We start from the raw sequence: 14,944 nt of genomic DNA, 5'->3' as shown, positions 1-14,944 counted from the left end.
CATAACACGAATAGAAGAACCTAATTTTTTTCAGGACAATGACCGGTAAGCAGCCCGACAATTATATAGATTAATGGCAAAAAAGACTTGACAAAATCCCTCGATTTGACCTATACTTTTTATTATAATGGGAATCCGTGCCGAAATATATATAAGCCTTTTTAGTTCCGATAATTAAGTGGTTCTGATTAAATAGAAGATAGATTTTGTCTTTGATCCCCCCTGCCCCCTAGGGTTGATTCATAGTAGGGTTGATTCATGAATCAACCCTACCTTGAGGGGGTTTGATCCCCCCTGCCCCCCTTGATAAGGGGGGTGTCTGACAGTTAACACCTACCTACTTAATAAACCATCACCGGGTAAATAGCCAGAGATAAAAATTATGAAGGAAAGCACCGTCCCCACCATTAATCTCGCCCCTAAACTCAGACGCGATTTATCTTTACGGAATCCCTTTGATTATCTTTTGCTGTTGTACTGGGTGTTTTATTTTCCCCAAGCAGTGCGCTGGTATGTGGAAACGAGAGGCGGCGGCGATAAATTAAAAGAACAGAAAACATGGCGCGATAGAATGCAATTTCTCCGCGACCATCCCGTACAATTGCGTCTAGGGATTCAGGGTCTTCTCTTAACTGTAATTACCCCTCTGATTATCTGTAGCATAATAGCAGCAAATTTAGGACTTTCTGTTGATTGGGTGGGCGTGGTGTTGGGCGTGGTGTCGGGCGTGGTGTACGGCGTGGTGTCCGGCGTGGTGTTGAGCGTGGTGTACGGCGTGGTGTTCAGCGTGGTGTCCGGCGTGGTGTTGGGCGTGGCGTTGGGCGTGGTGTACGGCGTGGTGTCCGGCGTGGTGTACGGCGTGGTGTACGGCGTGGGGTTGGGCGTGGTGTTGGGCGTGGTGTCCGGCGTGGTGTCCGGCGTGGTGTCCGGCGTGGTGTACGGCGTGGTGTCTGGCGTGGTGTCCGGCGTGGTGTTCGGCGTGGTGTCCGGCGTGGTGTTCGGCGTGGTGTTCGGCGTGGTGTTCAGCGTGGTGTCCGGCGTGGGGTTTATATTCGCCTTTTTCCGTCTTGATAATTGGCTAATCGGGCTTTTGGCTAGTCCCCAAGGGCGACTTTTTCCCCGTATTACCCTTCTACCGCTGCCGGGGTTAACCTCGACTCTACAACAATGGTTACAGCAAGACTGGGAAACGGCTATTAATAACCTCAATCAATACCTTCAGTACAGCCGCCAGTTTATTCCTGTCCTTGTCGCCGTTAACCGCGTTTTATCGCAATTCCCAGAGGCAGAAATTATCTATCGCGTCTCCCGTCTGGCAGAAAATCCCTCCGATTGGCAATTGTTAAAATATGCGTCGGCGAAACTGTTTTCTTTTCCTCCCAGCAAAATCCGTCTCGATACCCCTGCTCGTGCCGCCGCCGCCGGTTTTTGGTATCTTTGCCAACTGGACACCGAAAAAGCCGAAAAAGCCTTTGCTGTGGTACGTTCCCTCGCCTACGGGGAAGAAATGTATAGCCTCGCCCAGACTTTACACCGATTTAGTCAGGCAGCAACTTTCGATAGTATCGCTTCCCTGGAGGTTGCCCCCATTGCCGCAGAACCGTCATTACGTCCGCAAACTTGGCAAGCTATCAGCAGTTTAAATCGAGTTATCGCAGAAATAGCTTTAGTCCAGAGAAGTGACTCCCGAAAGACTAGAAAACTCGCTCTTAATCGGATTATCAGGGAATTAAGGGATATAACCGACCGACAGGCTGCCAATTTACCCCAAGCAGAAAAAGCATTAATCCTTTCTATCGCCCAAAAATGGAAAACTTGCTGTTCTTCTAGCTTGTAAGCTAGGACGCATTTAAACCGCTTATTCTTAGATTAGCCGAATCTCCCCCCCCCTGCCCCTAGGGTTGATTCACAGTAGGGTTGATTCATGAATCAACCCTACCCACCCCCCCAACCCCCCCGACATCGGGGGGGGGCAGGGGGGGTTGGGGGAAAATGGGTCTTAGCTTACCCACACCTGGCCATGACGAAAAACTTTAGTATAATCAAGAACACTGAGTATTTATTAGCTTTTCTGTCTAAGATTGATGTTAAAGGCTGTTCTGTTCGATTTTAATGGGGTGATCATCAATGATGAACCAATCCATCAAGAGTTAATCAATGAAATCTTGATCGGGGAAAATTTACTGCCCCTAGGGTCGGAATTTGCGGAGTTATGTCTGGGAAGAAGCGATCGCGTCTGTTTGCGTAATGTTCTCACCCGTCGCGGTCGTCAAGTGACCGAGGAGTATCTGACTAAGTTAATTAACAAAAAAGCCAGTTTATACCGAGAAAGATTAGAAAAATTAGAGAAACTTCCTATTTATGAAGAGATATACTCTTTTTTAAAACGGGTTAAGGCCAGGGATCTACAAATCGGTTTGGTGACGGGAGCAATACGCTCGGAAGTAGAATCGATCTTGCAACAGGCGGGCCTTGGGGATTACTTTAGTGTCATTGTCACCGGTGATGAGATTAGCACCAGTAAACCTCAACCGGATGGTTATTTACTGGCCGTAGAAAGATTCAATCGTTGGAATTTTAATCTACAGTTGCAACCCTGGGAATGTCTGGTGATTGAAGATACTTTTGCCGGTTGCGAAGCGGCAAAAAGAGCGGGAATGCAGGTGGTGGGAATCGCTCATACCTATCCCTTCCATTTTATGCAGAGAGTGTCGAACTGGGCGATCGATAATTTCTCCCAACTAGACCTCGATCGCGTGGAGAAAACTTTTAGCCAAATCGGGGAAATAACCGAGCGATCGGGATTTTTAGGCAATCTATAACCATCTAGGGGCGATTAACAAGCTGAAAATCCCTACTTGCAAAAATCGGCAATTCGTGTTATGCTAACGAAAGTGCTAAGAAAATGCGGGTGTAGTTTAGTGGTAAAACCCTAGCCTTCCAAGCTAATGATAGGGGTTCGATTCCCCTCACCCGCTTAAGTTGTTGTGTATCATTTTGTCCTATAGGTCTAATAAAGTTGTTAAGTATTGCCCTTATCGATCGAGAGCGGGTTAGCTTGGAGATAGCAGTGAGCATTCAGCTTTAAACACTTAATAACTGCTAACCGAATCACTGATAAGGGGGTTTTTTCATGGCTTTTAGCCGTTCTAGCGGTATTTTGCTTCATCCCACCAGTCACCCCGGTCGTTACGGGATTGGAGAACTAGGTAGGGAAGCCTATCAATTTATCGATTTTTTGGCTCAAAGTGGTCAAAAACTCTGGCAAATTCTCCCTTTAGGCCCCACAGGGTACGGTAACTCTCCCTACATGAGTTTTAGTGCCATTGCCGGCAATCATCTCCTGATTAGTCTCGATATTCTTCGGGAAAAAAACCTGCTTAGTGAGGCAGATTTCGAGGATATTCCCGATTTTCCCCTCGATCAAGTGGATTTTGATAAATTGATCGCTTGGAAAATTCCTCTACTTAGAAAGGCGGCGAGCAATTTTGTCAAGGGTTCTGACACAATTCTTTACAAACAGTTTGCTGGCTTTTGTGCTGGCAATGCCGATTGGTTAGAGGATTACGCCCTATTTATGGCTTTATCCCACGCTTACCCGGGTAAAGCATGGATGGAATGGCCGACAGAAATTCGCGAACGTCATTGGGGAGCGTTGGAAACACCGAAACAGGAGTTACAAGAGGAGATTTTTCTGCACAAATTCCTGCAATTTGAGTTTTTTGAGCAGTGGTTAGCCCTAAAACGCTATGCTAACTCCCTCGGTATCGAGATTATCGGTGATATCCCCATTTATGTCTCCCATAATAGCGCCGATGTTTGGGCAAATCCGCAGGTTTTCCGACTAGATACCCAAACCGGTAATCCCTTGGAAGTGGCCGGGGTTCCCCCAGATTATTTCTCAGAAACGGGGCAATTATGGGGAAATCCTCTTTATAACTGGGATTATCTCAAAAATACGGGCTTTGACTGGTGGGTACGCCGTTTAAAAGCGGTTCTTTCCCTAGTCGATATCATCCGTATCGATCATTTTCGCGGATTAGAGGCCTATTGGGCCGTGGCTTTTGGCCAGGAAAACGCTATTAATGGTCATTGGCTCAAGGCCCCGGGTTATGATCTCTTTAATACTATCGGCACTCGTTTAGGTAAATTGCCGATTATTGCCGAAGATTTGGGCGATATTGACCAAGCAGTCCTAGATTTTCGCGATCACTTTGCTTTCCCGGGGATGAAGATTCTCCACTTCGCTTTTGGGGGTGATGCGGGTAATCCCTATCTTCCTTTTAACGTCGAACGCAACTGTGTGATTTATACCGGCACTCACGATAATAATACCACTGTGGGCTGGTTTCAGGATAACGCCAACGACTACGAAAAAGCGCGACTATATCAATATCTTGGCGCTCCCAGTGGTCAGGGAGTGGCTTGGGATCTGATTCGACTGGCCTATAGTTCCGTGGCTAATCAGGCGATCGTACCGTTACAGGATGTGTTAAGTTTAGGATCCGATGCGCGTATGAATACCCCCAGTGTCGCAGAAGGGAATTGGTCATGGCGCTATCGTCAGGAAGCTTTAACCGGAGAATATAGCGAGAGATTGCGAGATTTAGTCAATCTTTTTGGCAGAAATCGTTAAATAGGGTTTGCTGAAAAAGCTTTTCCTGGGGGCAGGGTGTGGGGTGTGGGGTGTGGGGTATGGGGTTTTACCGATTTTGAGGTAGTCAATTACCTAATTTTCAGGGAAAAAGTACCTGAATTTTCCCCCCGATCCCCCGCAACGGCTGGCACTTTTTGAGTAAAAGCAAGTCTAAAAGTCTTATCCAACAAGGTTTTTAGATTTATTCAGCAGACCCTAAATATCAATCCTTTTTTCGAGACGTTACTTCTAACGTCTTTTTTTGTCCGGTTAATGTGGGTGAGAATTTTTTAGCAATCTTTGCCGGATGCGATCGAGATTTTCTTGACTATTGACGGGTAAATGGGGTAGGGGTAATTCTAAATTGGGCCAATTACTCAAATCATGGCAAGGACAGGATAAACCCGATTGTCCCATCACTTCAATTGGTACAGGTATAGTACAACGAGCGCAGGGATGAAATTCCCATTGAGGGGAAAGTAAGTCTTGGATGGTTTGTTGAGTACCTTCTAGGTAACAATCGCCACTTTGAGGATCAAGAATTTTTTGCCAACAATCTTCAAACTCCGACGAATAGCGATCAGCATTGAAAATTGGCAGCGGAAATAGCATAGCTTGGTTTTTGGGACAAATAACTTTTTTTCCCAATTGAAACCAATGGGCGAGATATTTTTTAACGGCGGAGGTGTCTGACATATAGTTTGTGTGGAGGCTGCCCTGATTATTGCTCTTACCATCAATCCTAGCGTTAACTTCCGGTGTCGGACAGGTCTTAGGATGATTGATTATGTAGTTTAATAATTATTTTAGGTAACTGAGCATCTGGAGCTAGATTAATCCCAATAAACTCACCATTAAAGCTTTTTGGGCGTGCATCCGATTTTCCGCTTGCTCCCAGACTTTTGATTGTACACCCTCGATCGCCCCGTCGGTAATTTCTTCGCCCCGGTGAGCAGGTAAACAATGGAGAATAATCGCGTCTTTGTCAGCGTGACTCATTAGCTGTTCATTGACTTGGTAGGGCTGAAAAACGGGAATTCGGGCATCAGCGAGGCTTTCCTGTCCCATACTTGCCCAGACATCAGTATAGACCACCTGAGAGTCTTTTACGGCCGTAACGGGATCGTCGGTAATTAAGATTTTACTACCGGTTTTCTCGCCAATAGCCTGGGCGCTGGCGACAATTTCCCCATCCGGTTGATAGTTTGCGGGGGAGGCAACCCGCACATTTAACCCCATCAAAGCACCACCCAAGAGGAGAGAATTAGCGACATTATTACCATCCCCCACATAGGTGAGGTTAATTCCCCGTAAAGTCTGAAAAGTCTCTTGGATAGTCTGTAAATCGGCTAATATCTGACAGGGATGTTCTAAATCCGTTAAAGCGTTGATAATCGGAATGCGCGAGTAATTGGCAAAAGCTTCTAAATCCTCTTGTTTAAAGGTGCGAACTGCGAGAATATCGAGATAGCGATCGAGTACCCGGGCCGTATCGGCTAAGGGTTCCCCGCGCCCCACTTGGGTTACACTGGGATTGAGATCGATCACCTGTCCCCCTAACTGGTACATGGCGACGGTAAAGGAAACCCGGGTCCGGGTGGAAGCTTTATAAAATAGCAATCCCAAGACTTTTTTGCAGCTAGGGTTAAGAGTGCCAGCTTTAAGCTGTGCCGATAGATTGAGTAGGGCGCTGATTTCTTCGCTACTCATGTCGGTTATTCTTAAAACATCTCGTCCTTTTAAAGTGGCTACCATGGGTTTTTCTCTCGATAAACAGGGGTCTTGATTGGGTTTTATGGCAGTTAGCGATTAGCAAAAATCTTGAGTAAAGACCTTATTATAATCCAGTTTTTTCCCTATTAGGCAATTTTTCCCGAAAATTTTCATTGTGGGGGATGTTGGTCTAGCTAACACCCCCACTTTTTCTGTTATCCGAGGACTAATACCATTTTTCTTTATTCTTGGCAGGTATCTTACCCCCCCTTGCCCCCCCGACGTCGGGGGGGCAAGGGGGGGTGGGGGGTTAGGGGTGAGGGCGATTAACCATCTCTGCCATTACTTATGAAAAATGGTATAAAAACAAGCAATTGCCTAATTTCTACTTAACTAATTTTGCCCCACACTTAGAACAAAAATTAGACGAGGGCGGGTTTTTGTGTCCACAATTACCGCAGATAATTAAAGCTAGGTTAGCCACTTCCGTCACCGGAGAAAGAGGAATTTCTCCACCGCTATCCAACTTATAGTTATGGATTAACTGCAAAATAATTGCATCTTCCCGTTTATATTCTGTATTGTCTTTTCCTCCTGTCAACTCCTCGGAACGTTGTTGTAAATATTGGATAAAAGTCCGATACAAAGCTTGTTTTTTCTCGGGGGTGGACGAATCCTGTAACTTAGCTGTCACCTGAGTTTGAATTTTTTCCTTATCTTCGCGACAAGCTTTTACTTCTAACACCTGTACCGCATCTTCCCAACTGGTAGCGATATCGACTTTTTTTAATCCCGTTGCGGTTTTAATTTCATAGCGAATTGTTTTCTCATTAGTGACTCGATTGACTTCTGGAAAAAGCACTTTTAAAGCCCGGGCTGTTACTACCAATTGATAAATACTCGGATCTTCGGGAAAAACATCCCAGAAAGGCGGTTCCTTTTGGATATGCACGGGGATGGGTAAATCACGATTTTCGCCCATTTGTTGGGCGCGTTTAGCGAGAATAAATTCTCCTTTCCAGTCCTGATAGGATTGCCGCAGTTCTCGCATTCCCTCGAGACAGCGTAGGGAAAACCCGCCAATTTCCTGCACGAAGACAAGACGATGTTTTTCCACTTCTGCCAAGGGTTTAATATCGTCTTCGTTGGGAATAAATTCCCGCAGTTTCGGCATAATTTTTTGGGCTGCAGGGTTATTGGTATTTCTTCCCCCAATCAGGGCAACATTTTGATTTAATTGGGGTGTAAAACCCGCATCTTTTCCCCGCAAAACCGCAGGATTAAGCATAATTAGGGGTCGCGATTTTTGGTAGGCAATGCGAAGATTATTGATAATATCTGCATCGTTGTTATAAATTTTTAACAAGCGATCACAAGCGGCTAATTCCTGCTGAATTTGACTACTAGCGGGGGCATTTTGTAGTAATTTATTAGCTTGGTTTAGGACAACTTGTTGAAAATCTCTTTGACGAATATCGGCAATCTCGGTGATGTCAAATAAACGCATATTTTCGTCGGAGCGGCGCGTTTCTTTCCAGAGGGGGCTAGATTGCTTTAAAATCTCTTCTGAGAGGGGTAAACAAAGGTTATCCATACCTGTATCGTAGGCATTTTTGTTACCAGCAATCCCGGAGGCAAATTGTTCGACAAAGTCTTGATAAAGACCATTTAATTCTTGTCTGTCAAATAATTTAATCCCATTAATTAACAAAGCATCGGCACTATCAATCTGTTGGTTAGCTTGTAGATTAAATAGATCGCGACTTTGAATTAATTTCTGACGAAAGCGATTAAAACGGCTTTCTAATTGATTAAGATGTTCTAGTAAACGATTAATAACCTCTACTCCTGCACCTCTGGTTTTTCGTTGAATATTGGCCATTAAATAGCCTTCCAATCCCGTTAAAGCTTGTTCACAATATTCTTCCATCTTATCTTTTTTCGAGATATGAAGTTTATCTTTCAGATCATTAATTTCCGCTAAAGCTGTATCGTATTCTCGTTGACGTTTACTTTCGTTTTGACTCCAAACCTGTTCTTGATCGCGACGGAATTTTTCTGCTATGTCGGTGAAGATTTGTCGTACTAAAACAATAAAACTCTCGGCAAATTTTACCCCACGGTTCCGATCCTCAAGGATATTATAAAACTCTATTTCCAGGGACTTTTTACCCCGTTGAATAATTTCATCCCGATTACTATAAATCTTTTTCAGGTAATCGCCGTGCAGCCGTTCATCGGGACTCAATTCTAGTAAATGATTGCGTTTAAATTCCTCGACTCTTGGCGTTAAATAATCATTGATAAATTGGAGAATTTTTCCCTGTTCATTGCCTAAAATATTAACACCCTGTTTGGTACAAGATAGCCAATTATCTTGATTGATTTCCTGACGAGTTTCGTTAATCCATTGGGAGATTATGGCAATTAAAGAGCGATCCTTGTCGGCACATAAATCCATAATTAATTCTCCTTCGCTCAAGCGCATTCTTTTGAGGATATCACCTCTTACTAAGTCCAACATTTGAGCGGGTAAAATCACGGCATCATTCAGCCACCAATTAATTAAATCTTTGGCTAAACGTTCCGATAAGGAGGCACGAATTTGGGCAATAGGAATTTCAATAGTTGATAGCCCAAAACTCATAAATTGCTTAGGATAACCGCGACCCCCAGGGTCAGCTTGCGCCCAAGAACCCTTAATATTATCTCTAATAGAACGCTTATGGGGGGCAAAATCAGAGGTCATATCTAGGAAGATATTTTGGGCGATCATTTCCCGAATTTGACCGAGTTTAAAATCACCTTCGCCGTTTTTTGTCCCCACTAAATAGGTAAAATCAAAGGGGGGTAATTTACTAACCACTTCATCGACTAAACCGCTGCTAAACTGTTGATGATATTCGGTTCTGTAGTCGGAAAAGTAATTTAATTCCATCAGGGCAGCGTAACCATTAGCCAAAACTCGATCGCCGACACTAATCCCCGCAAATGCTTCAGGAGTGGGAACAATTGCCGTACTCAAAGGACTACTTTCCCCTCGTAACCAATTACGAATACAGTAGCCTAGATCGATTAACATTCCGCTACCTGTACCACCGTTTAAAGACCCCGTAGTAAAGACATTAATAGCAGTATTATTAACTTTAATTCCATAGCGATCGAGCATAAAGTTTTCTTGTCCCTTTACCCGTCTCACCGCATCTAGAAATTTTCTTTGGATCTCATGATAATTACAAAATAAAGCAAAACGTCCACAGGCGCGAATTTGTCCCGCCCCCGCTTCCAGGGAAGTAATATTTCTCTCTAATTCCGGGGGAAACCAACTATTAATCCAGGGATATCTATCCATGTCAGATACCATCTCCTGTACCTGTTTTCCACTCACCCGGGCCCAGTGTTTTTCGTTATCTTTAAAAGCACTGCCGGCAGCTTCAGGATTACTGATTTTATAATCCTTATCCGTGTCAACCACCAAAAAACTGACAATCGGAAAATTGCTCAAACTGCCATAACTTTCCTCGATTAAACGACGCAATCGCGATAAAATTTCGTTACCCGTGCCACCAATACCCACTAAAACCGTGGGAACCATGCTTTTTTCTTCCACTGCTGCTGGCATAATTACTTAACTCCTAAAGCCATTTCTTGACGGTTGCGGGGGACTTCGTAGGTGAGGAAATCGTAGGCTAATTTAGTGTTAGGAAAAATTGCCCGCGCTTCCTCTAACAGATTGGAAATATCCAGAGAATTACCCGGTAGATAACGGGGACTAAAATGGGTCATTAATAACAATTTTACCTGGGCTGCCAAGGCCACCTGGGCTGCCATCGTCGAAGTGGAATGAACACTTTCAAAAGCTAACCCAGCATCTTGGTGTGCAAAAGTCGCCTCATGAATTAGCACATCTGCATTCTGTGCCAATTCGATCGAACCTTCACAGAAAATAGTATCGGTACAGTAGGCAATTTTACGGCCGATTTCCGTTTCCCCGCAGAGGGACTGACCGCGAATTTTTCTGCCATCGGGGAGGGTGACAGTTTCTCCTCTTTTCAGCTTGCCGTAAATTGGTCCGGGGGGAATACCCAAAGCGTTGGCTTTTTCCACATCAAAACGTCCTGGACGGTCTTTTTCGGCGATGCGATAACCGTGGGCAGGAATACGATGTTTTAATAGCTGACAGGAGACGGTAAATTCTTCATCTTCGTAGAGTATGCCGGGGGAAACGGCATGGACTCGCACCCGATTGGCGAAATTAGTATAGGAATACTTAGCACAAGCACGCAGATAGTCCCCTAGTCCGGGGGGTCCGTAGATATCAATATCCTGAGCAGAACCGGCTAATCCGATACTGGCTAACAATCCCATTAAACCAAAGATATGATCGCCGTGCATGTGGGTGATAAAAATGCGTCGGATTTGGGAACTTTTTAGGTCGCTACGCAGTAACTGGTGTTGAGTTCCTTCTCCACAGTCAAACAGCCATATTTCCGCCCGTTGCGGCAACCGAAGGGCGATACTAGAGACATTACGCGAACGAGTCGGAACCCCGGAACTGGTTCCTAAAAAAGTAATCTCCACAGGATAGCTGTCGGGATAGAGGATTATTTTTCTAGTCTAGGCTGTTTTGATCGATTTCTTGATCGAATTGCTGCTTTTCTGTATTTGATCACTTGGAAACAGGAAATCCCCTGATTTTGACCTAACTCTGCAATAATTACTCGCAGCCAGAAATACGCCAGCGTTCATATCATACTTTCTGCTTTTTGTCAAAAAAACTTTTTTTTTGCAATAAAACTACACAAAAAAAAGATCATCGTTGTGGGTGAAATTGACTCATTTACCCGTCTTAATTAGGATCACCCTGTAGGTGTGGCAAGGGTTTCAACCATTGCTACCCAAAAAAGCACAGAATAACCCATTATGAAATTCAGTAAAATCGCTGTAACCATTGTAACATCGTTGTTAAATAAAAATCTTTCTCAATTAATTCTTAAGAATTTGTAAATATTGCGGAATGTTAATTTAAATATTCTCAAGTTTTTGGAGTCAATAGATAATTTTTGCTTATCTTTGACCAACATGGGGTTAGAAGTCAGGAGTCAGTATTCAGGAGTCGGGAGTCAGTATTCAGGAGTCAGTATTCAGGAGTCAGGAGTCAGGAGTCAGGAGACAGGAGATTATTTTTATTTGTTCTTCCCACACCCTACACCCTACACCCTACACCCCACACCCCACACCCCATCCCTAGAACGATCTTTGGGACAAGATTAAGTTTAAAATCTGAAATAGATGATTTTTTTGAGGATCGAGTCAAGTTTATGGCAGATATTGTCGATATTGCGGTCAGTGCCGATAATTTTAAAACTCTAGTGACGGCGGTACAAGCCGCTAGTCTTGTGGATGCCCTAAAAAGTCCCGGCCCCTTCACAGTTTTTGCCCCCACCGATGAAGCTTTTGCCAAATTGCCCCCCGGGACGATTACAACCCTAGTGCAGAATATCCCCCAATTAACCCGAATTCTCACCTATCACGTCGTTGCGGGCAAATATATGCAGGAAGATTTAGCAAAATTGGCTGTAGTGACTTCTCTAGAGGGTTCACCGATTCCCATCGATTGTAGCGAAGGTTTTGAGGTGAAAAATGCCACGGTGGTCGCAGGTAATATCGAGGCGGATAATGGTGTGATCCACGTCATCGATACGGTGATCCTGATGGGTTAGTTTTTGACCGGCTTTTCCCCGGGCCGCATCCAGGGCGGCTCCGTCTTATTTAGTAACCAAATATACAGACACTTTTGCTTGTTTATGGGTTCGATGATCGACGGAGGAAAATGCCCACTTTCTGCACTTTCTTGTCTGTACCTGTTCAGACTAAATCCTGTTATTAAAGACTGATTATCTATTGATCCTTTTGCCTATTGCAAGAGTGCCTATTGCCTCTCCTGATATTTAGCCTATACTCAACGGATTTAGTATCAGACCATCAAATGGCTTTGCTACCATAAATATTAACGAAAAAGTAAGGAAATATTAAGGGAGATGAAAAATGGTTAACCAGTTTCTCCCCCTGATTAATTTTCGCCTTAATAGTTTCTGGAAAATTCACCCTAAAAAGAGGCCACTTTCCGGAAGATGGCCTCTAAATTTTTTCTTAGGGGTTGGGTGTTGGGGTTTTAGGGTGTTAGGGTGTTAGGGTTTTAGTTGAATTCCCCCATTCCCCCACTTCCCACACCCCACACCCCACACCCCATACCCTACACCCCACTTACCTATTCCCCAGAAGCATGGGGACCGATTTTGAGAACTAAAACCCCTAAAGGTGGTAAACAGAGATCGATCGAGTGGGGACGGCTATGATAGGACCATTCCTCCGACCATTTACCACCGAGGTTGCCCATATTACTACCGCCATATTTACCCGCATCGCTGTTAAAGATTTCCTGATAAAAACCGGGATGGGGTACACCAACGCGATAATGGCTGTGGGGTTGGGGAGTAAAATTACAAACCACCACCAGAAACTCCTGCCAATTTTTGCTCCAGCGCAGGAAAGAAACGACGCTATGACTATTATCACTACAGTCGATCCACTCAAAGCCATCCTCACCAAAATCCTGGGTATATAAAGCAGGTTCACTCTTATAGGTGGCGTTCAAATCAGTGAAAAAGCGTTTTAGCTGTTGATGGGGTTGATACTGCAAAAGACCCCACTCCAAATCACCCCAAACATTCCACTCACTCCACTGACCAAATTCCATGCTCATAAACATGGTTTTCTTGCCAGGGTGGGTAAACATATAACTAAATAAGGCCCGGACATTGGCAAATTTTTGCCACTCATCCCCCGGCATTTTGCCAATCATATTACTTTTGCCGTGAACCACTTCATCGTGGGACAAAGCCAGCATATAATTCTCGCTGTGGTTATACCACATACTAAAAGTGACATTATTTTGATGGAATTGACGGAACCAGGGATCCATGCCGAAATAATCGAGCATATCGTGCATCCAGCCCATATTCCACTTTAAATTAAAGCCTAAACCGCCCATATAGGTGGGCCAGGACACCATCGGCCAAGCGGTGGATTCTTCGGCAATAGAGAGAATTCCGGGGAAATAGCTAAAAATTACATGATTTACTTGACGCAGGAATTCCGCAGCCTCTAAATTTTCCCGGCCACCGTACTCGTTAGCCACCCATTCCCCATCTTTACGACAATAATCGAGATAGAGCATAGAAGCCACCGCATCAACTCTAATACCGTCAATATGGTACTTATCGAACCAAAATAGGGCATTAGCGACGAGGAAATTTCTGACTTCGTTGCGACCGTAGTTAAAAATTAAGGTTCCCCATTCCTTGTGTTCCCCCTTGCGCGGGTCGCCGTGTTCATAAAGATGAGTACCATCAAAGAAAGCTAACCCGTGACCATCTTTGGGGAAGTGACCAGGGACCCAATCCACTAGCACACCAAGGCCATTTTGGTGACATTGATCGATAAAATACATAAAATCTTCAGGATTGCCGTAGCGACTGGTGGGGGCAAAATAACCCGTCACTTGATAACCCCAAGAACCATCAAAAGGATGCTCGGCGATCGGTAATAATTCGATATGGGTGTAACCTAATTCTTTAACGTAGGGAATTAGTTTTTGGGCTAACTCGTAGTAACTCAAAAAGCGCGCCCCGGTGTTCCATTCCGACACGGGAACCGCTTCCCCGGACCCAGAAAGTAAACGGGGGGGTTCGGCACTAGAAGCGTGCAGCCAAGAACCGAGGTGTAATTCGTAAACGGAAACCGGTTGAGTTAAAGGATCGTTATGGCGACGTTTTTCCATCCAATCGCTATCATCCCAAGTATAGCTATCTAAATTGGCCACGATCGAGGCGGTTTTTGGGCGTACTTCTTGGGCAAAACCGTAGGGATCAGATTTTTCGTAAATATGACCTTCCCAATTTTTGATCTCGTATTTATATTTAGTGCCCACACCGATTTCCGGGATAAACAATTCCCAGACCATATTATTACGTTTCCGCATTTGGTGATCCCGACCATCCCAACTATTAAAATCACCAATAATCGAGACGTTGCGGGCATTAGGAGCCCAAACGGCAAAATAAACCCCCTTAATACCCTCGATTTCGGCTAAATGCGCCCCTAATTTTTCATAAATGCGATGATGGTTGCCCTCCCCAAACAGGTGTAAATCAAAATCGCTGAGTTTGGCAGAACGGAAGGCATAGGAATCATAGATTACCCGTTCCTGTTCCCCCTCGTGGATGCGTAATTGATAATTGTTCAGTTCACCGATATCGATGACGCACTCGAAAAAATGGGGATGATAAGCGGTCTTCATGGGATATTCCTGTCTTTGGGACGGTAAAATAACCCAAGCGGCCGTGGTTTTCGGTAAATAGGCTCTAACAACCCATTTATTGACTTTTCCTTCTTCTTCTAGGGGATGGGCCCCCAAAACCTCAAAGGGATCGTGATGGAGGTTGTTGACGATTTGATGGACTTGTTCGGGGGATACCACTATAGACATTCATTTACCACTCTTGACATCTACAATACTTATAGCAAGGAAAT

At 44.6% G+C, this 14,944-nt stretch carries 9 protein-coding genes, 1 tRNA gene and 1 pseudogene; 6 read left to right on the top strand and 5 right to left on the bottom strand.

The genetic code is table 11. From position 1 onward, the window contains the following. Positions 1–382: 382 nt before the first annotated feature. From RAM70_RS18710 to malQ, 4 genes and pseudogenes are all read left to right on the top strand, one after another. Positions 383–1,828: pseudogene (locus tag RAM70_RS18710) on the top strand (AAA family ATPase); the annotation flags it as partial. Between the two features lie 256 nt (positions 1,829–2,084). After that, positions 2,085–2,822 (top strand): HAD family hydrolase, encoded by a 738-nt coding sequence (locus RAM70_RS18705; protein ID WP_045358993.1) that lies wholly within the window; start codon positions 2,085–2,087, stop codon positions 2,820–2,822. A gap of 85 nt (positions 2,823–2,907) precedes the next feature. After that, positions 2,908–2,978 (top strand) — tRNA-Gly (locus RAM70_RS18700). A gap of 155 nt (positions 2,979–3,133) precedes the next feature. Beyond that, positions 3,134–4,636 carry a 4-alpha-glucanotransferase gene (gene malQ, locus RAM70_RS18695; RefSeq protein ID WP_190381761.1) on the top strand — a complete coding sequence of 501 codons (1,503 nt, stop codon included), beginning with the start codon at positions 3,134–3,136 and terminating at the stop codon, positions 4,634–4,636. Between the two features lie 270 nt (positions 4,637–4,906). On the opposite strand, the gene RAM70_RS18690 is transcribed toward malQ, so the two are convergent. The 4 genes from RAM70_RS18690 to RAM70_RS18675 form a co-directional block, all read right to left on the bottom strand. Continuing rightward, positions 4,907–5,332: a hypothetical protein gene (locus RAM70_RS18690; protein ID WP_045358991.1), complete on the bottom strand. Its 426-nt coding sequence runs from the start codon at positions 5,330–5,332 to the stop codon at positions 4,907–4,909. A gap of 132 nt (positions 5,333–5,464) precedes the next feature. Next, entirely contained in the window at positions 5,465–6,391 is a 927-nt protein-coding gene (argF, locus tag RAM70_RS18685) for an ornithine carbamoyltransferase (protein WP_002762401.1), read from the bottom strand. A 343-nt stretch (positions 6,392–6,734) separates the two neighbouring features. Next, positions 6,735–9,971: a tubulin-like doman-containing protein gene (locus RAM70_RS18680; RefSeq protein WP_312675063.1), complete on the bottom strand. Its 3,237-nt coding sequence runs from the start codon at positions 9,969–9,971 to the stop codon at positions 6,735–6,737. Positions 9,972–9,973: 2 nt separating this feature from the next. After that, positions 9,974–10,930, bottom strand: coding sequence for a ribonuclease Z (locus RAM70_RS18675; protein ID WP_045358987.1), 957 nt, complete (start codon positions 10,928–10,930; stop codon positions 9,974–9,976). Between the two features lie 429 nt (positions 10,931–11,359). Between RAM70_RS18675 and RAM70_RS23110 the strand changes: the two genes are divergently transcribed. Together RAM70_RS23110 and RAM70_RS18670 are read left to right on the top strand one after the other, a co-directional pair. Further along, on the top strand, positions 11,360–11,623 hold the full coding sequence (locus tag RAM70_RS23110) for a hypothetical protein (RefSeq protein ID WP_441338879.1): 264 nt from the start codon (positions 11,360–11,362) through the stop codon (positions 11,621–11,623). A 47-nt stretch (positions 11,624–11,670) separates the two neighbouring features. Beyond that, a complete protein-coding gene (locus RAM70_RS18670) occupies positions 11,671–12,072 on the top strand; it encodes a fasciclin domain-containing protein (protein WP_312675061.1) in 402 nt (133 codons plus the stop codon). A gap of 548 nt (positions 12,073–12,620) precedes the next feature. On the opposite strand, the gene glgB is transcribed toward RAM70_RS18670, so the two are convergent. Next, positions 12,621–14,900: a 1,4-alpha-glucan branching enzyme gene (gene glgB / locus RAM70_RS18665; RefSeq protein ID WP_045358985.1), complete on the bottom strand. Its 2,280-nt coding sequence runs from the start codon at positions 14,898–14,900 to the stop codon at positions 12,621–12,623. Positions 14,901–14,944 lie beyond the last annotated feature (44 nt).

The organism is Microcystis wesenbergii NRERC-220 (assembly GCF_032027425.1).
In the GTDB taxonomy this organism is placed as follows: domain Bacteria; phylum Cyanobacteriota; class Cyanobacteriia; order Cyanobacteriales; family Microcystaceae; genus Microcystis; species Microcystis wesenbergii_A.
The sequence above is the reverse complement of the archived record's forward strand: the minus strand, read 5'-3'. Positions and strand labels throughout refer to the sequence as shown.

What these genes read in the sequence shown, in the direction of transcription:
- RAM70_RS18705 (WP_045358993.1), top strand. Translation starts at nt 2,085, where the DNA reads ATGTTAAAGGCTGTTCTGTTCGATTTTAATGGGGTGATCATCAATGAT.
- malQ (WP_190381761.1), top strand. Translation starts at nt 3,134, where the DNA reads ATGGCTTTTAGCCGTTCTAGCGGTATTTTGCTTCATCCCACCAGTCAC.
- RAM70_RS18690 (WP_045358991.1), bottom strand. Translation starts at nt 5,332, where the DNA reads ATGTCAGACACCTCCGCCGTTAAAAAATATCTCGCCCATTGGTTTCAA.
- argF (WP_002762401.1), bottom strand. Translation starts at nt 6,391, where the DNA reads ATGGTAGCCACTTTAAAAGGACGAGATGTTTTAAGAATAACCGACATG.
- RAM70_RS18680 (WP_312675063.1), bottom strand. Translation starts at nt 9,971, where the DNA reads ATGCCAGCAGCAGTGGAAGAAAAAAGCATGGTTCCCACGGTTTTAGTG.
- RAM70_RS18670 (WP_312675061.1), top strand. Translation starts at nt 11,671, where the DNA reads ATGGCAGATATTGTCGATATTGCGGTCAGTGCCGATAATTTTAAAACT.
- glgB (WP_045358985.1), bottom strand. Translation starts at nt 14,900, where the DNA reads ATGTCTATAGTGGTATCCCCCGAACAAGTCCATCAAATCGTCAACAAC.